The 26,270-nt window shown below is 63.2% G+C and carries 21 protein-coding genes; 11 read left to right on the forward strand and 10 right to left on the reverse strand.

Features of this window, described 5'->3' with window-relative positions:
- Positions 1 to 12: 12 nt before the first annotated feature.
- The 3 genes from murJ to VSX56_RS04220 all read right to left on the reverse strand — a co-directional run bounded on the left by murJ (position 13) and on the right by VSX56_RS04220 (position 5,667).
- Positions 13 to 1,560: a murein biosynthesis integral membrane protein MurJ gene (gene murJ / locus VSX56_RS04210; protein ID WP_350935058.1), complete on the reverse strand. Its 1,548-nt coding sequence runs from the start codon at positions 1,558 to 1,560 to the stop codon at positions 13 to 15.
- A 13-nt stretch (positions 1,561 to 1,573) separates the two neighbouring features.
- A complete protein-coding gene (locus VSX56_RS04215; protein ID WP_350935060.1) occupies positions 1,574 to 4,363 on the reverse strand; it encodes a [protein-PII] uridylyltransferase in 2,790 nt (929 codons plus the stop codon).
- Positions 4,364 to 4,485: 122 nt separating this feature from the next.
- Complete coding sequence (locus tag VSX56_RS04220; protein WP_350935062.1) at positions 4,486 to 5,667, reverse strand: penicillin-binding protein activator; 1,182 nt, start codon at positions 5,665 to 5,667, stop codon at positions 4,486 to 4,488.
- A gap of 89 nt (positions 5,668 to 5,756) precedes the next feature.
- Here VSX56_RS04220 and rsmI point away from each other — a divergent pair, with 89 nt between their 5' ends.
- The 4 genes from rsmI (at position 5,757) to VSX56_RS04240 (ending at position 9,055) form a co-directional block, all read left to right on the forward strand.
- Positions 5,757 to 6,656 carry a 16S rRNA (cytidine(1402)-2'-O)-methyltransferase gene (rsmI, locus tag VSX56_RS04225; RefSeq protein ID WP_350935064.1) on the forward strand — a complete coding sequence of 300 codons (900 nt, stop codon included), beginning with the start codon at positions 5,757 to 5,759 and terminating at the stop codon, positions 6,654 to 6,656.
- Positions 6,653 to 7,060, forward strand: a complete 408-nt coding sequence (locus VSX56_RS04230; protein WP_350935066.1) for a YraN family protein — start codon at positions 6,653 to 6,655, stop codon at positions 7,058 to 7,060. The genes rsmI and VSX56_RS04230 overlap by 4 nt, the downstream gene beginning before the upstream one ends.
- Before the next feature lie 93 nt (positions 7,061 to 7,153).
- Positions 7,154 to 8,107, forward strand: a complete 954-nt coding sequence (gshB, locus tag VSX56_RS04235; RefSeq protein ID WP_339113424.1) for a glutathione synthase — start codon at positions 7,154 to 7,156, stop codon at positions 8,105 to 8,107.
- A gap of 24 nt (positions 8,108 to 8,131) precedes the next feature.
- Positions 8,132 to 9,055, forward strand: coding sequence for an alpha/beta hydrolase fold domain-containing protein (locus tag VSX56_RS04240; RefSeq protein ID WP_350935069.1), 924 nt, complete (start codon positions 8,132 to 8,134; stop codon positions 9,053 to 9,055).
- Here VSX56_RS04240 and VSX56_RS04245 read toward each other — a convergent pair.
- Positions 9,006 to 10,535 (reverse strand): YifB family Mg chelatase-like AAA ATPase, encoded by a 1,530-nt coding sequence (locus tag VSX56_RS04245; RefSeq protein ID WP_339113422.1) that lies wholly within the window; start codon positions 10,533 to 10,535, stop codon positions 9,006 to 9,008. The genes VSX56_RS04240 and VSX56_RS04245 overlap by 50 nt on opposite strands.
- A 315-nt stretch (positions 10,536 to 10,850) precedes the next feature.
- On the opposite strand from VSX56_RS04245, the gene VSX56_RS04250 reads away from it, so the two are divergent.
- The 5 genes from VSX56_RS04250 (at position 10,851) to VSX56_RS04270 (ending at position 16,444) form a co-directional block, all read left to right on the forward strand.
- Positions 10,851 to 11,729: an RNA polymerase factor sigma-32 gene (locus VSX56_RS04250; RefSeq protein WP_339113421.1), complete on the forward strand. Its 879-nt coding sequence runs from the start codon at positions 10,851 to 10,853 to the stop codon at positions 11,727 to 11,729.
- 214 nt (positions 11,730 to 11,943) lie between these two features.
- Positions 11,944 to 13,149 carry a bifunctional phosphopantothenoylcysteine decarboxylase/phosphopantothenate--cysteine ligase CoaBC gene (coaBC, locus tag VSX56_RS04255; protein WP_350935072.1) on the forward strand — a complete coding sequence of 402 codons (1,206 nt, stop codon included), beginning with the start codon at positions 11,944 to 11,946 and terminating at the stop codon, positions 13,147 to 13,149.
- Complete coding sequence (gene dut / locus VSX56_RS04260) at positions 13,146 to 13,598, forward strand: dUTP diphosphatase (RefSeq protein WP_339113419.1); 453 nt, start codon at positions 13,146 to 13,148, stop codon at positions 13,596 to 13,598. Before coaBC ends, dut begins: the two co-directional genes overlap by 4 nt.
- On the forward strand, positions 13,598 to 14,368 hold the full coding sequence (locus tag VSX56_RS04265; protein ID WP_350935074.1) for a HesA/MoeB/ThiF family protein: 771 nt from the start codon (positions 13,598 to 13,600) through the stop codon (positions 14,366 to 14,368). The genes dut and VSX56_RS04265 overlap by 1 nt, the downstream gene beginning before the upstream one ends.
- Before the next feature lie 57 nt (positions 14,369 to 14,425).
- Positions 14,426 to 16,444 (forward strand): M3 family metallopeptidase, encoded by a 2,019-nt coding sequence (locus tag VSX56_RS04270; RefSeq protein ID WP_350935076.1) that lies wholly within the window; start codon positions 14,426 to 14,428, stop codon positions 16,442 to 16,444.
- 30 nt (positions 16,445 to 16,474) lie between these two features.
- Here the strand turns inward: VSX56_RS04270 and VSX56_RS04275 are convergent, their stop codons facing one another.
- Positions 16,475 to 17,362, reverse strand: a complete 888-nt coding sequence (locus VSX56_RS04275; protein ID WP_339113416.1) for a cation diffusion facilitator family transporter — start codon at positions 17,360 to 17,362, stop codon at positions 16,475 to 16,477.
- 74 nt (positions 17,363 to 17,436) lie between these two features.
- On the reverse strand, positions 17,437 to 18,057 hold the full coding sequence (locus VSX56_RS04280; protein ID WP_434096006.1) for an SH3 domain-containing protein: 621 nt from the start codon (positions 18,055 to 18,057) through the stop codon (positions 17,437 to 17,439).
- A 158-nt stretch (positions 18,058 to 18,215) separates the two neighbouring features.
- Here VSX56_RS04280 and VSX56_RS04285 point away from each other — a divergent pair, with 158 nt between their 5' ends.
- Entirely contained in the window at positions 18,216 to 19,202 is a 987-nt protein-coding gene (locus VSX56_RS04285) for a 2-hydroxyacid dehydrogenase (RefSeq protein WP_339113415.1), read from the forward strand.
- Between the two features lie 15 nt (positions 19,203 to 19,217).
- On the opposite strand, the gene VSX56_RS04290 is transcribed toward VSX56_RS04285, so the two are convergent.
- The 3 genes from VSX56_RS04290 to VSX56_RS04300 form a co-directional block, all read right to left on the reverse strand.
- Positions 19,218 to 20,645 carry an ArnT family glycosyltransferase gene (locus VSX56_RS04290; protein WP_350935079.1) on the reverse strand — a complete coding sequence of 476 codons (1,428 nt, stop codon included), beginning with the start codon at positions 20,643 to 20,645 and terminating at the stop codon, positions 19,218 to 19,220.
- A gap of 115 nt (positions 20,646 to 20,760) precedes the next feature.
- The gene (locus VSX56_RS04295; RefSeq protein ID WP_350935082.1) at positions 20,761 to 21,810 is read right to left on the reverse strand and encodes a PRC-barrel domain-containing protein; all 1,050 of its coding nucleotides are present in this window, start codon (positions 21,808 to 21,810) and stop codon (positions 20,761 to 20,763) included.
- Positions 21,811 to 22,002: 192 nt separating this feature from the next.
- Positions 22,003 to 22,590, reverse strand: coding sequence for a hypothetical protein (locus tag VSX56_RS04300; protein WP_339113412.1), 588 nt, complete (start codon positions 22,588 to 22,590; stop codon positions 22,003 to 22,005).
- 244 nt (positions 22,591 to 22,834) lie between these two features.
- Here VSX56_RS04300 and VSX56_RS04305 point away from each other — a divergent pair, with 244 nt between their 5' ends.
- Complete coding sequence (locus tag VSX56_RS04305; RefSeq protein WP_350935084.1) at positions 22,835 to 25,339, forward strand: GcvT family protein; 2,505 nt, start codon at positions 22,835 to 22,837, stop codon at positions 25,337 to 25,339.
- A 50-nt stretch (positions 25,340 to 25,389) separates the two neighbouring features.
- Here the strand turns inward: VSX56_RS04305 and VSX56_RS04310 are convergent, their stop codons facing one another.
- Entirely contained in the window at positions 25,390 to 26,220 is an 831-nt protein-coding gene (locus VSX56_RS04310) for a GH25 family lysozyme (protein WP_339113410.1), read from the reverse strand.
- Between the last annotated feature and the right edge of the window lie 50 nt (positions 26,221 to 26,270).

A 26,270-nucleotide genomic window follows, 5' to 3' on the forward strand; every position in this document is an offset into this window, starting at 1 on the left:
GTTTCCGTTTGATTACTTCCTGCGGCGGCGCAGATTGGCCTTGAACTCGGCCAGCCCGAAAATGCCCAAGAGCCCCGCAACCGCGAAATAGACCACGATGCCCGAGCCGCACAAGAGGCCCAAGGCTCCCCAGCGTGCGCCATGATCGGCCAGCATGGGCGCAAGCCAGCGGGCGGTATAGACGAGCTGCACCCCCATCACCGCGCAGGCAACGGCGATCTTCCACAGGCTCTTCCAGAAACGCGCATCGGGGCGCGCCGCCTTGCCCAGATTGCGTGCGCCCCACCAGAGCTGGCCGAGCATGACCCAGCCCGAGATGGTGGTGCCCAAAGCGGCCGCCGAGAACCCGATCAGCGGCATAAGGCCGATGGCGGCCACGGCATTCACCACCATCGAGACGACGGCGTAATGGAAGGGGCGGCGGGTGTCCTCGCGGGCATAGAACACCGGTTGCAGCACTTTTTGCAGCACGAACGCGGGCAGTCCCACGCCATAGATCGCGAGCACCAGAGCGGTGGCCACCGTATCCTCGGCCCGCCACGCGCCACGGTCATAAAGCACCGAGATCAGCTGCGGTGCGATCACCACCAGCGCCACCGCCGAGGGCAGGGTGAGAAACAGCGCGAACTCGGCCCCGCGCGAGAAACTCTCGCGGCCCTCCGTCTCCTCGCCCGCGCGCAGATGGCGCGAGAGGGTGGGCAGAAGCACCGTGCCGATGGCGATGCCCACTACGCCCAGAGGCAGCTGGTAGAGACGGTCGGCATAGCTCAGCCATGCCACGGCGCCTTCGGTAAAGGACGCCACCTGACGCCCGACCAGCAGGTTGATCTGCACCACGCCACCGGCCAGAACGGCGGGGCCCGCGATGACCAAGAGGCGCTTGAGTTCCGGCGTCATGCGCGGGCGGCCGGGCAGGAGCGTATAGCCCAGCTTGCGCGCCGCAACCCATGCAAAGCCGAACTGCACGACCCCCGTGGCAGGCACTGTCCAGGCCAGCGTGGTGCCCATATCCCAGCCCGCGTAATTGGCCGCCATCATCGCGAGGATGAACATCACATTCATCAGGATCGGGACGATAGAGGCCTCGGTGAATTTCCCGAACGTGTTGAGAATGCCCGATAAAAGCGCCACAAGCGAAACGAAGAGGATATAGATGAAGGTGATCCTGCCGAAATCCACGGCCATGTCGAACCGTGCATCTCCCGCAAAGCCCGCAGCCATCGCCCAGACCAGCCACGGCATGGCGATCGTGCCGATGATCGTGAAGAGGAAGAGGACGGCAAAGAGCCCCTTGAACGCGTCGCGCGCAAGGCCATGCGGGTCCTCACCCGCCTCCACGCGTTTGGCGAACATCGGCACGAAAGCCATGTTGAACGCGCCCTCGGCAAAGAAGCGGCGGAACATGTTGGGCAGGGAAAACGCGACCATGAAGGCCTCGGCCACCGGTCCTGTGCCAAGGTAGGCCGCCATCATCATATCGCGCACAAAGCCCAGAACGCGGCTGCCCAGCGTCCAGAGGCCTACAGTCAGGAAACCCCTGACCAACCGTCCTGCCTTCATCGAATGGCCTTCATCAGTTATTCGCCCGCTTCGCACCGCTTTCGATGTAATCGCGCAGACGTTGTTCCAGTTTCTCGCGCTTGGATTGTGCGTGGAGCTTATGGCCGAACATATCCTTCACATAGAAGGTATCGACCACCTGCGCCCCATAGGTCGCGATCTGCGCCGAGGCGATATAGATATTGCTCGAGGCCAAGGCCCGCGTCAGGTCATAAAGGAGCCCCGGTCGGTCGCGGGTGTCCACCTCGACGATGGTGTAGAGTTCCGAGCCGTCATTATCGAACATGATATGCGTCGGGAAGCGGAATTCGCGCTCGCGTTTCTTGACTTTGTCGCGATCTTTCAGCGCATCGCGGGCCACGACCTCGCCCTTGAGGGTCTTGTCGATCATATTGCGCAGGCGCGGCAGGCGCGAGGCCTCGAACGGGTGGCCTTCGGCATCCTGCAGCCAGAAGGCCGCCGTCGCATAGCCGTCCTTGGTGGTATAGGTGCGCGCATCGACGACATTGGCGCCCACCAGTGCCACCGCCCCCGACAGTCGCGCGAAGATACCCGGATGATCCACCAGCGCAAAAGCTGCACGGGTGGCATCGTGATCGGCGTCGACCTGAACATCGATGCGGATCTCGTCATCGGGCAGGTCCCTGAGCAGATGGGCGAAGGCATATTGGGTCTGGGTCGAAAGCCCCTGCCAATAAGCGGGCGTGTGGCGGGCAACCTCGGCGCGACGCACCTTCGGGTCCCAGCCCTCCGCCTCCAGCCGGTCGCGCAGCGCCTTTCGGGCATCCTGCGCGCGCTGGTCGCGGTTGATCGCCTCCAGCCCGTGTTCCAGCGCCTGCGCCGTCTCCGCATGCAGACGACGGATCAGCGTGGCCTTCCAGTTGTTCCACACATTGGGACCGACACCGCGGATATCGCAGACCGTCAGCACCGTCAGCAGGTCCAGCCGCTGGCGCGTTTTGACCACCTTGGCGAATTCCTTGATGGTGCGCGGGTCGGAGATGTCGCGCTTCTGTGCCATGTCGGACATGACCAGATGGTTGCGCACCAGCCACTCCACTGTCTCGCATTCGGCCTCTTTCAGCCCCAGACGCGGGGTGACCGTGCGCGAGATCTTCGCGCCCAGGATTGAATGGTCCTCGGGGCGGCCCTTGCCGATGTCATGCAGCAGGAGAGCCACATACATGACCTTGCGGTTGATCCCTTCCTTGAGGATCTCGGAAGAGAGGGGCAGTTCCTCGATCAGCTCGCCGCGCTCGATCTGCGCAAGCGCCGAGATGACCTGTATGGTATGCTCGTCCACCGTGTAGCTGTGATACATGTTGAACTGCATCATCGCCACGATCGGTTCGAATTCGGGGATGAAGGCCCCCAGCACGTTCAGCTCGTTCATCCGCCGCAGCGCCCGCTCGGGATTGCCATGTTTGAGCAGCAGATCGAGGAAGATCCGCCGCGCCTCGGGGGTCTTGCGCAAGGTGTCGTCAAACAGATGCAGGTTCGATTGCACCAGCCGCATCACATCGGGATGGATCAGAAGGCCCGTGCGCAGCGCCTCCTCGAAGACCCGCAGGAGATTGAGCGGATCGGCAAGGAAGGACGCCTCGTCGGAGACGTTGATCCGGCGGATGTCATCGACGAAGGGCGGTTTCAGATGCCGTCTGCGGCGGAAGATGCGGGTGAGTTTGGGCGCATGTTTGACATGCTGTGCCTCGAGCTTGGTCAGGAAGATCCGCGTCACATCGCCCACGATCGTGGCGTGGCGGAAGTAGTCCTGCATGAAAACCTCGACCGCGCGGCGTCCGGCGGTATCCTCATAACCCATGCGTCCGGCCACCTCGACCTGCATGTCGAAGGTCAGCTGGTCGGCGGCGCGATGGGCGATCAGATGCAGATGGCAGCGCACCGCCCAGAGATAATCCTCGGCCGAGCGGAAATTGCGGTATTCCTCCTCGGTGAAGGCTCCGAGGGCCACCAGCTCTGCGGCACGGTTCACCGAATGGACGTATTTCGCGATCCAGTAGAGGGTCTGCAGATCGCGCAGACCGCCTTTGCCTTCCTTCACATTGGGTTCGAGCACATAGCGCTGGCCACCCTGACGCTGGTGGCGCTTGGCGCGCTCGTCGAGCTTGGCCTCCACGAATTCGGGCGCGGAATTGGCAAAGAGCTGTTTGCGCAGCTGGGTGGCCAGCTTGCGCGCCAGCGCCTCGTCGCCGCACAGGAACCGCTGTTCCAGAAGGGCGGTGCGGATGGTGAAATCCTCGCGCCCGAGCTGGATACAGTCATCGATGGTGCGCGAGGCATGGCCGACCTTCAGCTTCAGGTCCCACAGCATATAGAGCATGCTCTGGATCACGGCCTCGGTCCACGGGCTCAGCTTCTTGTCGCCCAAAAAGAGCAGATCGACATCCGAATGCGGTGCCATCTCGGCGCGGCCATAGCCGCCCACGCCCAGCACGGTGATGATCTCGGGTGTCTTGCCAGCCTTGGGCGTTTGCGGGTTGAGGTAATCCGAGGCCACATGGACCACGGCGCGCACCATACCATCGGTCATGCGCGCATAATGTTCGACCGTGCTCCGCGCGATGCGGGGATGGCCCGCCAGCTCCGCCTCGATCCACAGGCGCGCCGCATCGCGGGCGATGTTGAGGAACCGCACCGTGGCGGTGCTGATCTCCTTGGGGTCGCTCAGGCCCTCCAGAACCAGATCGAGAGCCGGGATCAGCTCGTCGCTTTTCAGCAGAAGGGGCGCCTCGTCGGGAAGAGGGGTCGTCAGCCTGTCCTCGGCGGCTATGCTCTGGTCCATCATCGTCTCCCTTGCGCCCTGTCGGTAGCGCTTCATGGAAAAGGGGCGGCCCGCAGATGCGTGGCCGCCCCGTTATGCGTTATGTCCTTGTTACCAGCTGGCTGGCACGCGGAAAAGGGCGATCAGAAGCCTGCGCCCGAGAAGCTGCGCGGTGCGGGGTCGATGACCTGAACCTGACCGTTGGCAACCTGAGCCACGGCCAGACCGCGCTCGTTGGTGCCATCCGAGCGCAGACGGAAGACGCCGTTTACGCCCACAAAGCCCGAGCGCTGGGTCAGTCCCGATTTCGACAGCGCATTGGGATTGCCGGATTTCACCAGCGCCCCGATGGCCGCGATCCCGTCATAGGCCAGACCCGAGATGGGCGAGGGAGCCTCGCCGAAGGCTGCCTGATAACGGGCACGGAACTGCGCGTTCAGGTTCGGATCGGGGGTGGCGAACCAGCCGCCCTGCAGACCCGGCAGCGAGAGCGTCGCTTGCGGGATATCCCAGCGGGTCAGACCCATGAATTTCTTCTGGGTGGTGTCCACGCCACGCTCGGGCAGCAGCTGCGACAAAAGCGGCAGCGCGCCTGCGGTATCGGCAGTCATGAAGACGGCATCGACATCATCGGCCTTGGCACGGTCGGCGATCTGGCCTGCGGCATTGATCACGCCCTGCTGCGAGAAGGGATAGCTCATCGTGCCGGCAAGGCTTGCGCCCGAGCCGCTGATCGCGTTCTGGATGGCCTGTGCCCCTGCCTGACCGGCCGTGTTCTGTTCATGCACGACGAGGATGTTGCGCTTGCCCGTGCGGGCGGCATAGCGCACCAGACGGTTGGCGGTATTCTCGAAGGTCGGGCCGAGCACGAACACGTTGCCACCTGCAATCGAGGTATTGTTCGAGAAGGACAGCACATTCACATCGCGCGGGGCCACGGCCCGGCCGACGGCATTGGCCGATTGGGCGAAGACCGGACCAAGGATGATCTTGGCACCTTCGTCCACCGCTTTGGTGGCCATGGCGGCGGCTTGATCGGGGCTGGCGCCGGTATTGTAGACGCGCAGGTCGATCTTCACGCCATCGAGATCGGAGATGGCGAGGTCGGCGGCCTGCTTGAGCGAGCGGGCAAGGGTTTCATCACCGGAATTGCCTGAACCGCCCGGAAGCAGTAGGGCGACAGGCACCGGTTTGGAGGTGTCGATTCGCTGACCCGACCCGCTGCCCGTCATCGCGTTCGGGTCACAGGCGGCGACCCAGAACGCAGACATCACAGCTGCGATACGGATCAGTGGGTTGCGGCGCTTTCGTAAAATCGCGAACATGCGGGGTCCTCTGATCATTCGGCAGGGATTGAATTAGGACGAACCCTAGGTGTTTCCATAGGGGAAGTAAACTTGACGAAAGGTGCGCGATGAGCGGGAATTGGCAGGCCGGACAACCGGCCGTGGTGGGCGCGAAAGCGAGCCCGAGCAAACTGGCTGCGGGGTTGCACTTTATCGCCACCCCGATAGGAGCCGCGCGCGACATCACCTTGCGGGCGCTCGACATCCTCGCGACCGCCGATGTGCTGGTGGCGGAGGATACGCGGTCTTTGCGGCATCTGATGGAAATTCATGGGGTTAGCCTGGATCATCGGCCGCTGATTTCCTATCACGACCAGAATGGCGATCAGGCGCGGCCCAAGGTGATGGCACATCTGGCCGAAGGGAAATCCGTGGTTTATGCCTCTGAAGCCGGGACACCTCTGGTGGCCGATCCGGGCTATCAGCTGGGGCGCGCGGCCATCGAGGCGGATGTGTCCGTTTTTACCGCGCCGGGCCCTTCGGCGGCACTGGCCGCGCTGACTATCTCGGGTCTGCCTTCGGATCGCTTCCTGTTCGCAGGCTTCCCGCCGCGGACCTCGAAGGCAAAGCAGGAGTGGTTCCGCACGATGGATAACGCCTCCGCGACGATGATTTTCTACGAAAGCCCGAAGCGGGTGAAGGACACGCTCGAGGATCTGGGCGCGGCTTACGGGTTCGATCGTCAGGTGGTGATCTGCCGTGAACTGACCAAGCGTTTCGAGGAGGCGTTGCGCGGCACCGTGGCGGAATTGCAGGCGGCTCTGGCCGATCGCGAGATCAAGGGCGAGATCGTGATTCTCGTGGATCGTGCGGGCAAGCGCGAGGCGGTGCCCGAGGATATCGAGGCGGCGCTGCGCAAGCTGTTGCCCGATATGAGCGTGAAGGATGCCTCTGCCGAGGTGGCCCAGCATTTCGGGCTCAAACGCCGTGAGGTCTACCAGATCGCGCTCGGTATGGCCGAGAAATGAGCCAGGCGCCCGGCGATACGCCCGAGGACCGACGCCGTCATGCGCGGGGTCTTCGGGCGCATCTGTCAGGCGAGGTGGCCGAGGCGCAGGTGGCCCGTCACTATGAGGCCCTGGGTTTTGTCTGCCGCGAAACCCGCTGGCGTGGCCCCTATGGCGAGATCGACCTGATCATGGAGGGGTCGTGCCTTGCCTTTGTCGAGGTGAAGCGCGCCCGAACTTTCGCGCAGGCGGCCCCGAGGCTTGCGCCCGCGCAAGTGGCCCGTATCGGGCGGGCGGCGCTTGATTACATCGCCCGCCATCCCGATCTGCGTCTGAAGCCGATGAGGTTCGATCTGGCACTGGTGGATGGCAAGGGAGAGATCCGGCTGATCCCCGATGCCTTCCGCTTCGATCAAGGGGTCTGATCTGTGGAAAATCGAACATCCCCTCCGATCACAGCAAGATTGCATGTGCTTATCATTTCGGTGCACTAAGTCTGCAAACGAAAGGGGGCGCGTATGGCCTTGAAAGTTGCAATCCAGATGGACCCGATCGGTCCGATCAATATCGACGCGGACAGCACCTTCCGCATTGCCGAGGAAGCGCAGGCGCGCGGGCACGAGCTGTTCTATTACACGCCCGACCAGCTGAGCTACCGCGAGGGCGCGATCTATGCCCGTGGCTGGCCGCTGACCGTGCGTCGCGAGAAGGGCAACCATTTCACGCTTGGCGAGAAGCAGGATGTCGACCTGTCGACCTTCGATGTGGTCTGGCTGCGGCAGGATCCGCCTTTCGACATGGGCTATATCACCACCACCCATCTGCTGGACCGCATCCATCCGAAGACCCTCGTGGTCAACGACCCCTTCTGGGTGCGCAATTCGCCGGAGAAGCTCTTGGTGCTGAACTTCCCCGAGCTGACGCCGCCCACGATGATCGCCCGCGATCTGACCACGCTGCGTGAATTCAAGCAGAAGCACGGCGATATCATCCTCAAGCCGCTCTATGGCAATGGCGGAGCGGGCGTGTTCCGTCTGGACCCGAACGATCGCAACCTCGCCTCGCTGCACGAGCTGTTCTCGGGCATCAACCGCGAGCCGCTGATCGCGCAGAAATTCCTCCCCGCCGTGTCCAAGGGCGACAAGCGCATCATTCTGGTCGATGGCGAGCCCGTGGGGGCGATCAACCGCGTGCCTGCCGAGGGCGAGACGCGCTCCAACATGCATGTGGGTGGCCGCCCCGAGAAGGTGGAGCTGACCGAGCGTGACCGCGAGATCTGCGCCAAGATCGGCCCCTATCTGCGCGAGAAGGGCCAGATTTTCGTCGGTATCGACGTGATTGGTGACTGGCTGACCGAGATCAATGTGACCTCGCCCACCGGTATTCAGGAACTCGAGCGGTTTGATGGTGTGAATATCACCTGCAAGATCTGGGAGGCCATCGAGGCCCGCCGTTTGCAAACCGGCGCCTGAGGCGCATACCAGAGGAACCGGCGGATGAGCTTGCGCGTGCGGATGTTCAACATGATGCTGCGCCATATGGTCAAACGCCGGTTCCGCAGGATTACAGGCCCCCATGAGGCCCGTGCGGCACTCGAGGGGGGCACCCACCGGCTCCCCATCCCGTCCGGCCTGCTGGTGCAGCGACGCGATCTGGGCGCAGTGCCTGCGCTGTCCGTGCGCGCGGGCGTGATCCGCGACTATACTCATGCCGTTCTCTATCTGCATGGCGGGGCCTATCTGGCGGGTTCGGCATGGCATTACCGCGGGCTTGCGGGCGAGATCTCACGCCATCTGGGCGCGGAGGTGATCCTGCCCGAATACCGTCTGGCTCCCGATCATCCGCTGCCTGCCGCCCCCGAGGATGCGCTGGCGGCATGGGACGGGCTGCTGGCCCAGGGCTTCTTGCCGCAGGATATCGCGATTGCGGGAGACAGTGCAGGGGGCGGGCTGGCATTGGGGCTGTTGGCGCGGCTCTGTACGCGGGGCACGCCGCCTGCCGCGACCTGTGTGATGTCACCATGGACCGATCTGGCGGGGCAGGGCGCCTCGTTGCGCGAGAATGCGGAGGCCGACCCGATCCTGCCCGCCGAGCAGTTCGGCACGCTGGTCGATATGCTGCTGGCGGGGGCTGCGCCCGATGATCCGTTGATCTCGCCGCTCTATTCGCGGTTCGATGGTGCGGGGCCGGTGCTGATCCAGCACAGCCTGACCGAGATCCTATGCGATGACAGCCTGCGCATGGCCGACCGGCTGCGCGGTTTCGGGGTGGATGTCACGGTGCAGAGCTGGCCCGACACGCCGCATGTCTGGCAGATCTTTGCCCGCTACCTGCCCGAGGCCGAAGAGGCGATCGAGGATCTGTCACGCTTTATTCGCCGGGCATGGACTGCGGGGCCGCCAGCAGCAGGCGGTAGCTGACCGCCTCTGAGATATGCGCCTTCTGCACATGCTCGACGCCCGCCAGATCGGCAATGGTGCGCGCAACCCGCAGGATGCGGTGATAGCCCCGCGCCGAGAGCCTCAGCCGCTCGGCAGCGCGGGCCAGCACCGCCTCGCCCTCTGCATCGGGGCGTGCGATCTCGTCCAGAAACTGGCCGGAGACATCGGCGTTGGCGCGGATTTCCGGGTGATCGGCATAGCGCCGCGCCTGTCTGTCGCGTGCGGCAGAGACACGGGCCCGCACTGTGTCACTTGCTTCCCCCGTTGGCAGGGCCGCAAGCTCGCTATAGGCGACGGGGGGCACCTCGATACGCAGATCGAACCGGTCCAGAAGCGGCCCAGACAGTTTGCCCAGATACTCCGCCCCGCAGTCGGGCGCACGCGGGCAGGCGCGGGAGGCCTCCCCCAGATGGCCACAGCGACAAGGATTGGCCGCCGCCACCGCCAGAAACCGCGCCGGATAGGTCAGATGCGCATTGGCGCGCGACACGCTGACCTCGCCGCTCTCGATGGGCTGGCGCAGAGTCTCCAGCACACTACGCTGGAATTCAGGCAGCTCGTCCAGAAACAGCACCCCGTTATGGGCCAGACTGATCTCGCCCGGCCCCGCGCCGCGTCCGCCCCCCACAAGGGCGGCCATGGAGGCGGTGTGATGGGGCGCGCGATAGGGGGCAGTGCGCGAGAGCCCCTCCTCGGGCAGCTGTCCGGCGACCGACTGGATCACCGATGTTTCCAGCGCTTCGGAGGCGGTCAGAAGCGGCATGATGCCGGGCAGACAGCGCGCCAGCATGGATTTTCCCGATCCGGGCGGGCCGACCATCAACAGGTGATGGCGGCCAGCGGCAGCAATTTCCAGCGCCCGGCGGGCGCGGGCCTGCCCTTTGACATCGGCGAGATCATGGCGGCTCTGCGCAATCGCCGCAGGGGAAGGCGTGGCGGGTAACAAAGGGGCAGTGCCGCTCAGATGGCGCACCATCGCATCCAGATGGCTGGCGGCAAAGACCAGATCGCGCCCAGCCCACGCAGCCTCTGCCGCGCAACCTGCGGGGCACAGAAGGACACGGTCATGGGCTGCGGCACTCATCGCGCTGGGAAGCGCGCCGGGCACGGCGACGAGCCGCCCGTCGAGCGATAGCTCGCCAATTGCCGTCACGCCGATGGTCCGGTCTCCGGGCACGATCCCCATCGCACCCAGCAGGGCCAGCGCGATCGGCAGATCGTAATGCGCACCGGATTTGGGCAGGTCGGCAGGGGCCAGATTGACGGTGATCCGTTCCAGCGGCAGCGCGATCGACAGTGCCGAAAGCGCAGCCCGGATCCGCTCGCGTGCCTCGCTCACGGCTTTGTCGGGCAATCCCACGATGGAGAACCCGGGCAATCCGGGCGACAGGGCGCATTGGATCTCGACCGGCACGGCCTCCACCCCTTCGAATGCGGTGGTATATATCGTTGCAACCATGCTCCGGCCTCTCGGGAAGGGATCTGACGATAGTAGATGAAATCATCATTCACGCAATGGTTGTGTTTATTTGCGGCTTTTTGCCGATGCGGCCCGGTTTTTTGCGCGGCAAGGCTTGACCCGAAAGATTTTTATTAGAGCTATGAATATAAATGATTTTATAGCAACTTTTTGAAAGTACTGCCGCGGTTTTCCGGCAAATATTAAGATTTTCTCGCGGTTTCGCGGAACCGTTCCGCGCGTTGCGCATTGTGTCCGTGTGAAACGGATTTGAATGCGGGCGTCTGCCTTGCTTGAGCCCCGGGAGACGATTTGATGGCACTCGATGGTATGACGGATGAAACCCTACCGCGTCGCGCAATGAAGGCGGAATTCCTTGATGCGGAGACCGAGCTTGCGCTGGCAAAGGCATGGCGCGACAATCGTGACGAGGTTGCCCTGCACCGTCTGATCAATGCTTACATGCGGCTGGCGATCTCGATGGCGGCCAAGTTCCGCCGTTATGGCGCCCCGATGAACGATCTGATCCAGGAAGCGAGCCTCGGCTTGATGAAAGCCGCCGAGAAGTTCGACCCTGAACGTGGCGTTCGTTTCTCGACCTATGCGGTCTGGTGGATCAAGGCTTCGATCCAAGAATTCGTGATGCGCAACTGGTCGATGGTGCGCACCGGTTCGACCTCCTCGCAGAAGGCTTTGTTTTTCAACATGCGCCGTGTGCAAGCCCAGATCGAGCGCGAGGTCGAGGCCGAGGGTGGCAAGATCGACGCGGCGACGCTGCGCAAGCGTGTGGCCGAGGAGATCGGCGTTCCGCTGGCAGATGTGGAAATGATGGAAGGTCGTCTGTCGGGCAGCGATTTCTCGCTGAACGCCACGCAATCTTCCGAAGATGAAGGCCGCGAATGGGTCGATACGCTCGAGGACGAGAATGCCGACACCGAACGCACTGTCTCTGCCGACCAGGATGGTATTACCCTGCGGGCATGGCTGGGCGAAGCGATGGGCCGCCTGACCGAGCGCGAGCGCTATATCATTCGCGAGCGTCGCTTGATCGAGGATCCGCGCACACTGGAGAGCCTCGGGCAGGAACTCGGTCTCTCGAAGGAGCGTATCCGCCAGCTCGAGGCGCAGGCTTTCGGCAAGATGCGCAAGAGCCTCGAGACCCACGGCTCCGAAGTGCAATCCCTGTTCGCCTGATGGCCACGGTTTCTCCGTCGTAAAAGGTGATACCTATTGTTCTCCCTGTTGGAAGCCGCTTCCAGCTTGTCTCGGCCCGGCGTTCTGCGTCGGGCCATTTTTCATTGATGGGTTCCCGAGACGCTTCGGGGCAGGCGGGGCGCTTGCACGCCCGCCCGCTTGGCCTTAGACCTGAAGATCGTTTCGGGAAGATCGGTTCGGGCGGAGACAGACCATGCTGGACGGCAAACGCATAGCACTGATCATCGGCGGCGGTATCGCGGCCTTCAAAGTGCCGGAGCTGATCCGGATGTTGCGCGCGCAGGGCTGTGCTGTGACGCCGATTGTCACGAAGGCGGGAGCCGAGTTCGTAACGCCCCTGACGCTTTCGGTCGTGGCGGGCGAGCCTGCGCATGACGATCTCTTTGATGTCAGCCGCGAGGCCGAGATCGGCCATATCCAGATGTCGCGCGATGCCGATTTGCTGGTTGTGGCGCCTGCGACCGCCGATCTGATGGCGAAGATGGCGCAGGGGTTGGCCAATGATCTGGCCTCGACGTTGCTGCTGGCCACCGACAAGCCCGTGCTGATCGCGCCCGCGATGAACGTGCGCATGTGGGACCATCCCGCGACGCAGCGCAATATCCGTCAGCTACAGGCCGACGGGGTGCTGTTTGCGGGGCCGGCCGACGGCTCGATGGCCTGTGGTGAATTCGGTCCGGGCCGGATGAGCGAGCCCGCCGATATTCTGGCCTCGATCCGTGCGGCGCTGGCGGATGGCCCGCTGAAGGGCCGCCATATCGTGGTCACTTCGGGCCCGACTCACGAGCCCATCGATCCGGTGCGCTATATTGCCAACCGCTCCTCGGGGGCGCAGGGCACGGCGCTGGCGGGGGCATTGCGCGATCTGGGTGCGCAGATCACCTTCATCACGGGGCCTGCGAGCGTTCCGCCGCCCATGGGAGTGAAGGTGGTGCGGGTCGAGACCGCGCGGCAGATGCAGGCAGCCGTCGAGGCGGCGTTGCCCGCCGATGCGGCCGTTTTTGCTGCGGCCGTGGCCGATTGGCATGTGCTCAATGCAGGTGCGCAGAAGATGAAGAAGGACGGCACGGGCCGTGCGCCCGCGCTCGAATTCGGCGAGAACCCCGATATTCTGGCGCAGGTCGCGCAGATGGAAACCGGGCGGCCCCCCTTGGTGGTGGGCTTTGCAGCCGAGACGGAAAAGGTTATGGAGCACGCGACCGCCAAGCGGGCACGCAAGGGCTGCGACTGGATCGTGGCCAATGATGTAAGCCCCGCGACCGGTATCATGGGTGGCACCGAGAATGCCGTGACGATTATTGATGCGCAGGGTCCCGAGACCTGGCCGCGCCTTGCCAAGGAAGAGGTGGCCCGCCGGCTGGCCGCGCGCATCGCTTCCGCTTTGACGACGAAGGAATGACGATGGAAATCCGCTTCAAACGCGCCGAGGGCAATCTGGATCTGCCTCTGCCGAGCTATGCGACCGCCGGTGCCGCCGGTATGGATCTGCGGGCCTTCCTGCCCGACGGGCCGATCACTTTCGAGCCGATGCAGTTCGAGTTTATCTCGACGGGGTTCCATGTGGAACTGCCCGCAGGCACCGAGATGCAGATCCGCCCGCGCTCGGGCCTGGCGCTGAAGCACGGCTTCATCATTCCCAACAGTCCCGGCACGGTGGATGAGGATTATCGGGGCGTGGTGCAGATCGGGCTGATGCTTCTGGGCAAGGTGCCGTTCCGCATCTCGCATGGCGACCGGATCGCGCAGGCGGTGATCGCGCAGGTGCACCGCTTTGACGTGACCGAGGTGGGAACGCTGTCCGATACCGCCCGTGGTGCAGGTGGCTTCGGCTCGACCGGTATCGGCTGATGACGGGCCTCTCCGACCGCGAGCTGGAACGTTATATGCGCCACATCCTATTGCGGGAAGTGGGCGGCACCGGCCAGCGGCGGTTGAAAGAGGCGCATGTTGTTGTTGTGGGCGCAGGCGGGCTTGGCGTGCCTGTGCTCATGTATCTGGCCGCAGCCGGTGTGGGGCGGATCACGGTCATCGATGATGACCTCGTGTCGCGGTCGAACCTCCAACGGCAGGTGATCTATACCGAAGCCGATATCGGCCAGCCCAAGGTCGGGGTCGCCGCCCGCTGGTTGGCGGCACAAAACCCCGATGTTGAAATTCTGCCAGTCGAGGCGCGTCTGACGCCCGATATGGCGACGGATATGTTCGGAACCTGCCAGCTCGTGGTGGATGGGTGCGATAATTTTCCGACCCGCTATATGGTCAATCAGGCTTGCGTCACGGCCCGCGTGCCGCTCCTTTCAGGGGCGATCACGCAATGGGAGGGGCAGCTCTCGCTCTATGATCCGGCCCGTGACGCGCCGTGCTTTGCCTGTATCTTCCCCGAAGCTCCCGCCGAGGGGCTGGCACCTACCTGCGCCGAGGCTGGTGTCATTGGCGCATTGCCGGGCGTGGTGGGGGCGCAGATGGCCGCCGAGGCGATCAAGGAGATCACAGGGGCGGGACAAAGCCTGCGCGGCCGGTTGCAGCTGATCGATATGCTCTGGGGCGAGAACCGGCGGATCAGCTTGGCGCGGCGTGCCGATTGTGCGGTCTGCGGGGGAAATCACCCGCCCGTGTAAAGCGGCCCCTTTCCATAGCGCGGCCAAGCGCCTAGCTTCACTGGAAAGGAGATCCGCATGACAAATCCGCTTCTGGCCGATTGGACCGGCCCGTTTTCGCTCCCCCCTTTCGCGCAGATGGAGGATGACCAGTTCGGTCCCGCCATCGAGACCGGCCTGACCGTTGCCCGCGCCAATATCGCGGTGATCGCGGCCAATCCCGAGCCGCCGACATTTGCCAATGTCATCGAGGCGCTGGAGGAGGCCGAGGACCTTCTGAACCGTGTCGCGGGGCTGTTTTACACGGTGTCGGGTGCCGATAGCACGCCCGCACGCGAGGCGCTGACGCGGGATCTGGCGCCCAAAATGGCGGCCTTCTCGTCGGAAATCATCATGAACGAGGCGCTTTACCAGCGGATTGCCGTGCTCTGGCGGGCGCGGGAGGCGCAGGGGTTGACCCCCGAACAGGACCGGATGCTCGAACTCTATCACCGCATGTTCATCCGTGCGGGCGCGGCGCTTTCGGGGGCGGAGGCCACGCGGATGGCCGAGATCAAATCGCGTCTTGCGGTGCTTTATACCCAGTTCTCGCAGAACCTTCTGGCCGATGAGCGCGCATGGTCGCATCCGCTGACCGAAGAGGATCTGGCAGGGCTTCCGGCCTCGCTTGCCGCAGCTGCGCGGGCAGCAGGCGAGGAGCGCGGCGAGGCAGGCCCCGTCCTGACGCTCTCGCGCTCGCTGGTGGTGCCCTTCCTGCAGTTCTCCGACAATCGCGAGCTGCGCCGGATCGCCTACGAGGCATGGACCGCGCGCGGGGCCAATGGCAACGAGACCGATAATACCGAACTGCTGAACGAGATCCTCAGCTTGCGCGAGGAACGCGCCAAGCTGCTGGGATACGAGAGTTTTGCGGCCTACAAGCTCGAGACCGAAATGGCGGGCAACCCAGATAATGTGCGTGGGTTGCTGATGGGGGTCTGGGGGCCTGCCAAGGCGGCCGCGGAGGCCGATGCCGAAGTTCTGACCGAGATGCTGCATAAGGATGGCACCAACGGCCCGCTCGAGCCGTGGGACTGGCGCTATTATTCGGAAAAACGCCGCGTGGCGGAGTTCGATTTCGACGAGGAGGCACTGAAACCCTATCTCTCGCTCGATGCGATGATCGGCGCGGCCTTCGACGTGGCCAACCGTCTCTTCGGACTGGAATTTAGCGAGATCGACGGGCCGTTCTACCACGCGGATGTGCGCGGCTGGGAGGTGACCCGCAAGGGCCAGCATATCGCGGTGTTCTTGGGGGATTATCATGCGCGCGGGTCCAAACGCTCGGGCGCATGGTGCACCGCGATGCGCTCGCAGAAGAAGCTTGGTGGCGAGACCCGGCCCATCGTGATGAATGTGTGCAACTTCGCCAAGGGCGATCCGACGCTTCTGAGCCATGACGATGCGCGGACCCTGTTCCACGAATTCGGCCATGCGCTGCACCAGATGCTGTCGGATGTGACCTACGAGTTCATCTCGGGCACTTCGGTCGCGCGGGACTTCGTGGAGCTGCCGAGCCAGCTTTACGAGCATTGGCTGGATGTGCCGGAGGTGCTGCAGAAACACGCCCGCCATTACAAAACGGGCGAGGCCATTCCGCAGGACCTTCAGGACAAGCTGAAGGCTGCCGCGACCTATGATCAGGGCTTCTCGACGGTGGAATATCTGGCCTCGGCGCTGGTGGATCTGGACTTCCACGAGGGGGCCGCGCCCAAGGATGCTCTGGCCCGTCAGGCGGAGGTTCTGGCGGAGATCGGCATGCCCCATGCGATCCGTATGCGCCATGCCGCGCCGCATTTCGGGCATGTCTTCTCGGGCGATGGTTACAGCGCGGGCTATTACAGCTATATGTGGTCCGAGGTTATGGATGCCGACGCCTTCGAGGCGTTCGAGGAAGCGGGCGGGCCGTTCGATCCGGCAATGGCCGAGAAGCTCGAGGACTGGATCCTGTCCAAAGGTGGCTCGCAGGAGGCGGAGACGCTTTATAAGGGGTTCCGTGGCCGGATGCCCGGCGTCGAGGCGTTGCTGAAGGGCCGTGGTCTTCTGGACGAGGTCTGAGAGAAGGGCCAGCCCTGCGGGGCTGGCCTCTTATGCCTGTGGGCGCCAGACGTCCTTGTGGATAATGACATCCGCATTGGGATAGGTCTCGATAATCTTGTGCTTGAGGCGGGCGGCGATATCATGCGCCTCCTCGAGGGTCTGCCCGCCCTCCAGCTCCACATGCAGCTGCACGAACATGGTCGCGCCTGCGGTGCGGGTCTTAAGATCGTGGAAGGCCATGACCCCCTCATGCTCGGTGGCGATGCGCTCGATATCGGCGATGATCTCGGGCGCGACCGCCCCGTCCATCAGCGCGTTCCAGCCCCCTGTTCCGATGCTCCATGCGCCCTTGAGCATGACGAGCGCCGCGATCAGTGCCACGATCGGATCGACGCGCTGCCAGCCGAAGGTCTGGGCCGCCCAGAGCGCGAAAATCGCCCCGAGTGCGGGGATCATATCGCCGACATAATGCAGCCGGTCAGCGGCGACGACCTTGTTGCCGGTCTTCTTTGCCACGCGGCCCTGCCAGATCACCAGCGCGAGCGTCAGCACGATCGAGACCACCATGACGGTGATCCCTGCGCCTTCCGAGCCGATATGCTGGGTGCCCGGCGTCAGCAGGCGCTCGATGGAGGTCCAGATGATGATGCCGGCACTGGCCGCGATGAAAAGCGACTGGCCGAGCGAGACGAGATCCTCGGCCGAGCCATGCCCGAAACTATGGTCGTGATCGGCGGGTTTTGCGGCATAGAGGATAGTCAGGAGGCCAAGAACCGAAATCAACAGATCCAGCGCACTATCGGCCAGCGAGGCCCCGATCGAGAGCGACCCCGTTTGCCAGAGCGCCCATGATTTGAGGACCACGAGGATGCTGGCAACCGCGACAGAGGCCAGACCGGCAGAGCTGTTGAGTTTAACGCTTTCGGAATCATACATCCTGAAAGTCCTTCGTTGCGCGCGGATCTCCCTGCGCGAAGACCTAGCCCAACCTCCCCGAGCCGTAAAGGTTCTTAGTCCCTGATCTCGTCGGGATCGACGCCCCAGATCGCGGATTTCTTGACCCAGCCCTCGGCCCCGTCGGCGCGGATGTCGCACCAGTTCAGGCTGCATTTTCCCAGATGCAGGATGGCCCCCGATTCCGCACGCGCCGTAATGGCCGAGGTGTCATCGGGCTTGGCATGCAGATCGGCGACCGCGTCCTGAATGACCACGGTCCGCACGCCGGAAATCAGTGCGTAATGCACCCAGCCGCCCGCACCGTCACGGTCCTCGACGCGGCGCCAGTTACCATATTCGGCGGTGACCTTCAGGGGCATGCCGCGATGCTTGAACACCCAGTCGATCCGGTGCGAGAGCGAGGGCCCGCGGCGCGCATTGCCCGCCGAGGTCTTTAGCGAGACGAAACGCGGGATCGGCAGGTTGGTATTGGAACCCAGCTTCACCTTGCCCGCGTCCTTGCCCGCCGGTGCCAGATCCATTTCGGGCGCGGGACCACTATCCTCGTCGGATAATATACCACTTTCGTCCGCGCTCTCTTGCGCATGGGAGTAATGGCCATAGACTAGTGTCAGGAATGTGGCCGAAAGTATGGTCATACAAATGGCGCGCAAAAGTGCCTGTTTCGTAATCATGCTGTTACTGCCCATATGGTGGTGGTTTCGGTGCGCAACAAAATTGCGACAATACGGTGTATTTTGCCATTTTCTGCCTCGGTGGGTCTTGTATCTTCAACCCTTGAGGCGCAGTTTGCCCTTAAGCACGGAGAGTTGGAAGAGGGGGAGGAGGCGCCATGCCGAACCAGCGTTTGAGTGTTGTCGTCACGCGACGGTTGCCCGAGGTCGTGGAGACGCGGATGAAGGAACTGTTCGATGTCGAACTGCGCGACACCGATGCGCCGATGACGCGCGACGAGCTGGTCGCGGCGATGAAACGCGCCGATGTTCTGGTCCCGACGCTGACCGACAAGATTGATGCCAATATGCTGGCGCAGGCCGGTGAGGGGTTGAAACTGATCGCGAATTTCGGGGCAGGGATCGACCATATCGATGTGGCCACGGCCCGTCAGCGCGGCATTCTGGTGTCGAACACTCCGGGCGTCGTGACCGAGGACACCGCCGATATGACGATGGCGCTGGTGCTGGCGGTGACGCGGCGCATCCCTGAAGGTCTCGCGATTATGCAGTCGGGCCGCTGGGAGGGCTGGTCGCCTACCGCTTATTTGGGCGGACGAATCGGTGGCAAACGGCTGGGGATTTTGGGCATGGGCCGGATCGGGCAGGCGGTGGCGCGGCGCGCGCGCGCGTTTGGCATGCAGATCCATTACCATAACCGTCGCAGGCTTCGCTCCGAGATCGAGGAGGGGCTGGAGGCCACTTATTGGGAGAGCCTCGACCAAATGGTCAGCCGTGTCGATGTGATCTCGGTGAACTGTCCGCATACGCCCTCGACATTCCATCTGCTCAATGCCCGACGGCTCAAGCTGATGAAACCTTCGGCGGTGGTGGTGAATACCTCGCGCGGCGAGGTGATCGACGAGAATGCCCTGACGCGGATGCTGCGTTCGGGCGAGATCGCCGGTGCTGGGCTTGATGTCTTCGAAGGACGCCACGAGATCAACCCACGCCTGCGTGAGCTGCCCAATGTGGTGCTGCTGCCGCATATGGGCTCTTCGACCATCGAGGGGCGCATCGAGATGGGCGAGAAGGTGCTTCTCAATATCAAGACCTTTGCCGATGGCCACCGGCCACCGGATCAGGTTCTGCCCTCGATGTTGTAACCGGAGCGGCTGCCGTTAATGCGGTAGCGCCTGATACAGGGTGAAGGCGTGATCATGCGGCAGCGCGATGGCGTCCATGGGGCTCGGGCGGCGTTGGCAGAATTCGAGATAGGCCATGACCGCCGGATCCTCCGCCAGGCCCAGCAGCCAGAACGGGCCCTCGGGGCAGGGCCGGACCAGCTGTGTCGCAGGGTCATGCCAAGTCAGCTCCGGAAACCGCAGCGCCATATTGCCCGCGATGATCTCCTTGGCCAGCACTGTGCCGGTCAGGTTTTCTGCCGCCAGTGCCTCCTGCAGACCGTCGAGATCAAGGCTCTTGAAGGGCGGGTCGGTTTTCAGCATCACACCCATCGCCACGCAGAGCAGCACGGGCAGACAGAGGGTTGCGGCAACAAGGCCGATGCGCCGTCGGCGCCCGAGCCGGTCCAGCACCCAGAGCGCGGCCATCGGCACGAGTATCACGAGGATCGGCAAGAGCCAGCGCAGTCGCAACTCGGTCGCGCCGCTGAGGAGCCCGCCTGCGAGGATCAGCATCAGGGTCAGCCCCACGATGCCGAGCACGACGCCCTGTTCTGTGCGGCGCAGCGGTCCGCTTTCTCCTGCATCGTGTCTGGTGGGTTTGTGTAGCGTGCTGAGCGCGAAGGCGCCAAGAACGAGCACGGGAAGCGCAAGGAATGTGAGGACGGAGGTGGCGGTGCTGGTCAGGAATAGCCCTGACGAGACGAGCGGCCCTTGTCCTCCCTCGAAATCCAGCTTGTCAGCGGAGGCGAGGGCCACCGCCGCATGACGGGCGATCCAGCTGAAGGTGGGCAGGCAGATCGCCAGCGGCAGCACCAGCCAGAGAAGTGCCTTGCGGTCGCGGAGCAGTCTGCGGCCGCCCGCGCTCAGGAGAAGGCTGCCGAACCCTGCCAGCAGCAGGGGGGCGAAAGACCATTTTGTCAGAAGACCCAGTCCCGCAATCAGGCCGAGCGCCGCGTAATTGCCAAGGCTCGGGCGTTCGCGCAGCCGCAAGAGCGCCCAGAAGAAGGCCAGAGCGGCGATGGTGACGGTGACATTATGGGTCCGGATGCGTTGGCTTTCCCAGACCAGCTCGGGTAGCCAGAACAGCATGAGTGTCGCAAGCCCAGCCATCCAGATCCGCGTTGGCGGCACCCAGCGTCGCATCAGCGCGAAGCTCAGAGCGAAGGTGGCCCAGAGGGTCAGCGCCTTGAGGATGGCCAGTCCGGCCACCGAGGGGCCTGTGAGCAGAAACACAAGACGCTGCAACCAGATATAGAGCGGGGGCTGCGGGCCGTAGCCCCATGACCAGCCCTGCGCCCAGAGAAAGGCCTCGGCCTCGTCGATATTCAACCGGTCGCCCAGCAGGATACGGAGGGTGGCCTGAACCGCGAAATACAGCCCGAAAAGGCTTAACCAGATCGGAGACTTATTCAGCAGTGACACGGCAGGCGGGCTCCGGAGCAGAAAACGGTTCTGTGATGTTTGAAGCTTAAGCCGCGCGGGCGCAAATGAAAAAGGCCCGGAGAGTGCTCCGGGCCTTGGTCAAATGTGTATACTATCAGCCGGTGTATGCGGGCATCTGCTCCAGCTCGTCCTGAGTGGCGGCCACATGGATCGAGAGGCCGTCATCGGCTTTCATCACTTCCATCTGGTCGGGCGTCAGCGCGACGGATTTTGCACCCATCCCGAGGAAGCCACCGACACTAACCACCACTTGCGTGACACCATCATTGCTGTCGGTCACAACATCGGTGACCTTGCCGATGGACTCGTCATTCGGGCCGTAGACGGTCTGACCCTCCAGGTCTGCAGCCTTGACGGTGCTCCAGTCGGTCACCGGCGTGCCCTCGGGGTTGGCGGGCGTATCGGCTGCGGTCGTCATATCGGCCTTGGTATCATCGGCTGCATCGGCCATGTCATTGCCGGCCCGATCCATCGCGGTGCCCGCCTCGGCGGTTTTGTCCTTGGTCCAGTCAGCGGCGTCTTTGGCAGCCCCCGAAACAGCGGCACCCGCAGCGGCAGCTTTTTCCTTGGTCCAGTCGGCAGCATCGCCTGCCGCGTCGGCTACGTCATTGCCGGCATCGCTGGCGACAGTCGTGGTGTTCTCAGCGGCATTCTCCATGCCGTTTCCAGCGGCATTGGCGGCCTGGTCCATGTCATCCATGGCCGGCGAATAGGCCGGAGCGTTTTCCAACGAAGCTTTGTCGCCCTTCATCACCAGGCGGTAATCCGAGCCCGTGCTGCCTTCGGCCGAGACCATCTGCAGCGCATCGAGGTTAACGGCCACGGTTTTCTCGCCAATCCCGAGGAATCCGCCGACATCGACCAGAACGGCTTCGACATCGCCATTATTTCCGACGATCATATCGCTGACCTCGCCGATATCATCCATATCGCTATCCGCCGTCACATCCGCATCGGTCGAGGCGGTCGCATAGACGCGCTTACCGATGAAATCGGACGCCATGACGGCATCCGGCACGGACTTGAAGAACGTATCATTGCCTTGGACCTGCGCGGAGGCGGCAGCATTGGTATCGGTCGACTGGGCCATAACCGGCAAAGCGGCCATGACGGTGATTGCGGTGGTTGCAAGAAGCTTTTTCATAGTCTCTTCTCCCTTAAACTCTGCAGGGCCCGGCGAGTGTTTCGCAGCGGGTGTGGCCTGCTGTATCGGGGAAGAAACTGCGACCGGTGCGTTTTGGATCCCTGCAGACCGGTCACAAGATTTTCAGGCATGTGCGGGCGTGTCGGTGGGAACCCGCCGATGCCCGCTTTACCGCAGCGGTGGGTGGACCGGTCAGAACGACATCGCCAGATGGGTGGAGACCAACCCGTTGGCATCGAAGATCTGTGTGCCACCACCGGTGCGCGGCGGGCTGGTCGCGGTGTCGCCGCCGACGCTCCAGACGGGGCCAGTGGCGTTGAGGCTCTGATATGCGCTTTGCGCGCGCAGGCTTGTGGTCCTGTCCTGCAGGTTGCCATCGAGCCCGATGGTGAAGATGTTCTGCGCGGTATTGGTGTTTGCGCCGGAGGGCGTCTCCGTGCGGTTGGCGACCTGTTCGACGGGCACCACCACCGGTGCGGTATAGGAGGGCGTGCCGGAGCGGGGACGTGTGGCGCTGCCTTTATCCGCGGTGGTCAGCATGCCGCTCAGCGCGGATTCGACCACAAGCCCCACCTGCGCGGTCTCCGTCTTCACGCTGGTCTGGGCAGGCGTCACCCCTTTGGTCAGCTGCTCGGGGGTGGCACCTGACAGGCTTGCAGGCGCGTCGCTCTCGTCCATCTGGGCGGCAAAGCCCTGCGCGGCATTGCCGCTTTTCTGCTGGTTGAGCCAGAGCTTATGAACGGAGCTGACGAGGCTGGAAAGATAGTGCGACAGCGACATGACGGGCCTTTTGGTTAAAAGGGGGCTAAAGAATTAGGATGTTATTGATATATCCCGATGCGGCTTCCCTTGCGACAGTTTCATGTGCAGTTGGTAAACGCCCGCAGCCACGGCCGCTCCTTTATCACGCGGGACATCACGAGGGGACGCTTTGTCGTTTTTTGCCGCCAAAGGTCGGGCGCGGCGCTCCGCTTCTTTTGGCTTCTGCCAGAAATGGGTGAAAGGCCAACAGGAGATGCCCCCTATGAAAACCCATGTCAAAGCTCTGGTCGTCGGTGGCGGCGCCGTCGGCTGTTCGATCGCCTACCACCTTGCGAAGGCGGGCTGGAAGGATGTGATGCTTGTCGAGCGTGACGAGCTGACCGCAGGTTCCACCTGGCATGCGGCGGGGCTGCTTCCGCTGTTCAACATGGGTTATGCGACGACCCATATCCACAAATATTCGGTGGATTTCTACAAGACGCTGGAGGCCGAGACCGGTCTGAATGCGGGCTTCTCGATCTGCGGCAACCTGCGTATGGCGCAGACCCAGGAGCGGATGGACGAATATCTGCTCTATAGCTCGATCGCCGAGACCGCGGATGTCTACCACGAGTTCCTGACGCCGAAGGAAATGAAGGACCGCTGGCCGCTCCTGAATACCGAAGACTTGATTGGCGCGCTCTTCCACCCGCAGGACGGCTATATCAACCCCGCCGATGTGACGCAGGCCATGGCCAAAGGCGCGCGCCAGCGTGGTGTGGATATTGTCCGTAAACTGCAGGTCAATGCCTATAAGTGGACTGGTTCGGAATGGATCGTGACGCTCGAGAAGATGGTGGACAAGGGCGGTAACCTTGTGGGTTCGGGCGAGATGGTCGATATCCATGCCGAGCATGTCGTCACCGCCACCGGCAACCACGCGCAGCGCACAGCAAAACTTCTGGGCATCAAGATCCCCGCGATTCCCGTGGAACACCAGTTCATCGTGACCGAGCCCGATCCGGCGCTGCTGGCTTACCGTGAGGCGGGCAACCCCGAACACCCGGTGCTGCGGGATTCCGACAGCAAATGGTATGTGCGTGAAGAACGCGGCGGCTGGATCTTGGGCCCCTACGAGCGTGGCGCACCGGCCTGCTTCCGTCATGGCGTGCCCGATAGCTTCCGCGCCGATCTGTTCCCGCTCGATCTGGAGCGGATCGAGGAAGAATATATGTCGATGATCCACCGGATCCCGACCACCGAGACCGCTGGCCTGAAAGACGATTTCAACGGCCCGATCTGCTACACCCCCGATGGCAACCCGCTGGTGGGTCCGGCACCCGGTCTGCGCAATATGTGGCTGGCCGAGGGCTTTAGCTTCGGGATCACTGCCGCAGGCGGCACCGGCTACTATCTGGCGCAAATGATGGTCGAGGGTGAAGCCGAGATCGATATGGCCTCGCTGGACCCCAAACGCTACGGCCAGTGGATGACCAATGAATGGGCGGTGAAGAAGAACGAGGAATGCTACGAGCACGTCTTCATCCTGCACCATCCCGACGAGGAGCGCGAGGCGGCCCGCCCCCTGCGCACCACGCCCAACTACGACGCCCAGATTGCGGAAGGCGCGCAGATGGGTCAGGTCAATGGCTGGGAACGCCCCAACTATTATGGCCCGAAAGATGCGCCCTCGAACTTCGACCATGAAGCGCGTTCGTTCCGCCGTGGCGGCTGGTGGCAATATGCCAAGGACGAGGCCGAGGCGATCCGCAACACGGCCGGTCTGATCGACGCCTCCGCCTTCACCAAGCATCTGGTGCGCGGCCCCGGTGCGACGGCCTTCCTTGATATGTTCACCTGCAACAAACTGCCGAAAGTGGGCCGGATCAACCTGACCTATGCGCTGACGCCTGCGGGCACCACCCGCACCGAATATACCATCGTGCGGATCGCCGAGGACGAATATTACCTGATCTCGGCCGGTGCATGGACGGATTACGACGCCGATTACCTGAAAAAATCGGCCGAGGACTTCCGCGCCAATGGTGGTGACTATCTCGACATCCACGACATCACTACGCAATGGGGTGTCTTCGCGCTGGCAGGGCCCAATGCGCGCGCCATTCTCAACGAGCTGGTCGTGGATGCCGAGCCGGAAACCGTCCTGTCGAACAAGCGCTTCCCGTGGCTCTCGATGCGCAATATCGAGCTGGGTATGTGCCCTGTCCGCGCCGTTCGCGTGGCCTATACCGGCGAGCTGGGTTGGGAACTGCACTTCCCGATCGAGTTCTCGCGCTATCTCTGGAACGCGCTGCAGGACGCCGGTGCCAAGCATGGCATGAAGCTGGTCGGCGCCCGCGCCCAGAACTGGCTGCGTCAGGAGAAATCCTACCGCGCCTTCGGCAACGAGCTGGGCCGCGATGCCACCCCGCTCGAGGCCGGCCTCAACCGCTTCGTGGATCTGGATAAAGAGTTCACCGGCAAGCAGGCGATGCTCGACAAAGGCATCCGTGCGATGTGCGTGACGTTGCTGATCGACGGTCCGGCCGATGCCGATCCGTGGGGCCGCGAGGCGATCAAGCTCGATGGCGAAAAGGTCGGGCGCCTGACCTCGGGTGGCTATTCGGTCGCCTTCGGCAAGCAGATCGGCATGGGCTATGTCCGCCCCGATCTGGCCGAGCCGGGCACCAAGCTGACCGTGCGCATGATGGGGCAGGACTATCCGGCGGAAGTCACCGTCGACAGCCCGCATGACCCCGAGAACACGCGCATCCGCGTGAATGGCTAAAGACAAAGGCCGCCCCTCGGGGCGGCCTTTTCGATTGCGGCGGGTAAGGCTCAGGGCTGCTGGCGGGCGCTATACCAGTTGGCCCAGCCGGTGGGCGATCCTGCAAAGGCGTTCAGATCCACGGTCCCGCCAATCCCCGGCGCGATGCCGGTGCCGGTATATTGCCAGAAAGTCCAGCGCACGCCCGGATAGCGGTCGCGTGGGTGATCTGCCACCGAGCGCAGCCAGAAATCGTAATTCCCCAGCAGTTCCAGATCATTGTCATGCCAGAAATCCACGGTGGAATAGATTACGGGGCGGGTGCCATAATGGGCGGTCACGATATCGAGGAAGGTGCGCATCTCGGCGCGCACCGTCTGCGGATCAGGGAAGCGGCGGCAGGTCTTGGACTGGTGGTTCCATTCGATATCCAGCACGGGCGGCAGATCCCCACGCACACGGGGCACGCGGCTGATATACCATGCGGCCTGTTCCTGCGGGGTGCGGCAGAAGTAATAGAAGTGATACGCGCCCACGGCCACGCCAGCCGCGCGCGCTGCATTGGCGTTCATCCCGTAGCCCGGATCGATATAATCGCCGCCTTCAGTCGCTTTGAGCCACGCGAACCGGATGCCCGAACTGCGAGCGCGGCGCCAGTCGATCAGCCCCTGATAGCGTGCCGCATCGATCCCGTGGATCGGATAATCAGACGGGGATAATTCCCCCCACGGGTGCGGCGACCGGTCTCCGAATTGTAGCGGAATACCGGGCGCGCGATAATTGGCGGCGTCGAGCGAGGACGGATTGGCGAGTTTGCCAACCGTCGGTCCGCTTCCTCCACCACAGCTTGCAAGAGAAAGGGCGAGGCCGCAGGCGGCCAGCAACTTTCGGATAGGGATCATAACCATCTCCATAAGGGATGGCTCAACGTCTCGTATTTTTGTGGAAATGT

The organism is Thioclava kandeliae, assembly GCF_040297545.1.
GTDB classification, from domain to species: domain Bacteria; phylum Pseudomonadota; class Alphaproteobacteria; order Rhodobacterales; family Rhodobacteraceae; genus Thioclava; species Thioclava kandeliae.

Bases quoted from the DNA above. Each gene is read 5' to 3' on its own strand.
- murJ (WP_350935058.1), bottom strand. From the start codon at position 1,560: ATGAAGGCAGGACGGTTGGTCAGGGGTTTCCTGACTGTAGGCCTCTGG.
- VSX56_RS04215 (WP_350935060.1), bottom strand. From the start codon at position 4,363: ATGGACCAGAGCATAGCCGCCGAGGACAGGCTGACGACCCCTCTTCCC.
- VSX56_RS04220 (WP_350935062.1), bottom strand. From the start codon at position 5,667: ATGTTCGCGATTTTACGAAAGCGCCGCAACCCACTGATCCGTATCGCA.
- rsmI (WP_350935064.1), top strand. From the start codon at position 5,757: ATGAGCGGGAATTGGCAGGCCGGACAACCGGCCGTGGTGGGCGCGAAA.
- VSX56_RS04230 (WP_350935066.1), top strand. From the start codon at position 6,653: ATGAGCCAGGCGCCCGGCGATACGCCCGAGGACCGACGCCGTCATGCG.
- gshB (WP_339113424.1), top strand. From the start codon at position 7,154: ATGGCCTTGAAAGTTGCAATCCAGATGGACCCGATCGGTCCGATCAAT.
- VSX56_RS04240 (WP_350935069.1), top strand. From the start codon at position 8,132: ATGAGCTTGCGCGTGCGGATGTTCAACATGATGCTGCGCCATATGGTC.
- VSX56_RS04245 (WP_339113422.1), bottom strand. From the start codon at position 10,535: ATGGTTGCAACGATATATACCACCGCATTCGAAGGGGTGGAGGCCGTG.
- VSX56_RS04250 (WP_339113421.1), top strand. From the start codon at position 10,851: ATGGCACTCGATGGTATGACGGATGAAACCCTACCGCGTCGCGCAATG.
- coaBC (WP_350935072.1), top strand. From the start codon at position 11,944: ATGCTGGACGGCAAACGCATAGCACTGATCATCGGCGGCGGTATCGCG.
- dut (WP_339113419.1), top strand. From the start codon at position 13,146: ATGACGATGGAAATCCGCTTCAAACGCGCCGAGGGCAATCTGGATCTG.
- VSX56_RS04265 (WP_350935074.1), top strand. From the start codon at position 13,598: ATGACGGGCCTCTCCGACCGCGAGCTGGAACGTTATATGCGCCACATC.
- VSX56_RS04270 (WP_350935076.1), top strand. From the start codon at position 14,426: ATGACAAATCCGCTTCTGGCCGATTGGACCGGCCCGTTTTCGCTCCCC.
- VSX56_RS04275 (WP_339113416.1), bottom strand. From the start codon at position 17,362: ATGTATGATTCCGAAAGCGTTAAACTCAACAGCTCTGCCGGTCTGGCC.
- VSX56_RS04280 (WP_434096006.1), bottom strand. From the start codon at position 18,057: ATGATTACGAAACAGGCACTTTTGCGCGCCATTTGTATGACCATACTT.
- VSX56_RS04285 (WP_339113415.1), top strand. From the start codon at position 18,216: ATGCCGAACCAGCGTTTGAGTGTTGTCGTCACGCGACGGTTGCCCGAG.
- VSX56_RS04295 (WP_350935082.1), bottom strand. From the start codon at position 21,810: ATGAAAAAGCTTCTTGCAACCACCGCAATCACCGTCATGGCCGCTTTG.
- VSX56_RS04300 (WP_339113412.1), bottom strand. From the start codon at position 22,590: ATGTCGCTGTCGCACTATCTTTCCAGCCTCGTCAGCTCCGTTCATAAG.
- VSX56_RS04305 (WP_350935084.1), top strand. From the start codon at position 22,835: ATGAAAACCCATGTCAAAGCTCTGGTCGTCGGTGGCGGCGCCGTCGGC.
- VSX56_RS04310 (WP_339113410.1), bottom strand. From the start codon at position 26,220: ATGATCCCTATCCGAAAGTTGCTGGCCGCCTGCGGCCTCGCCCTTTCT.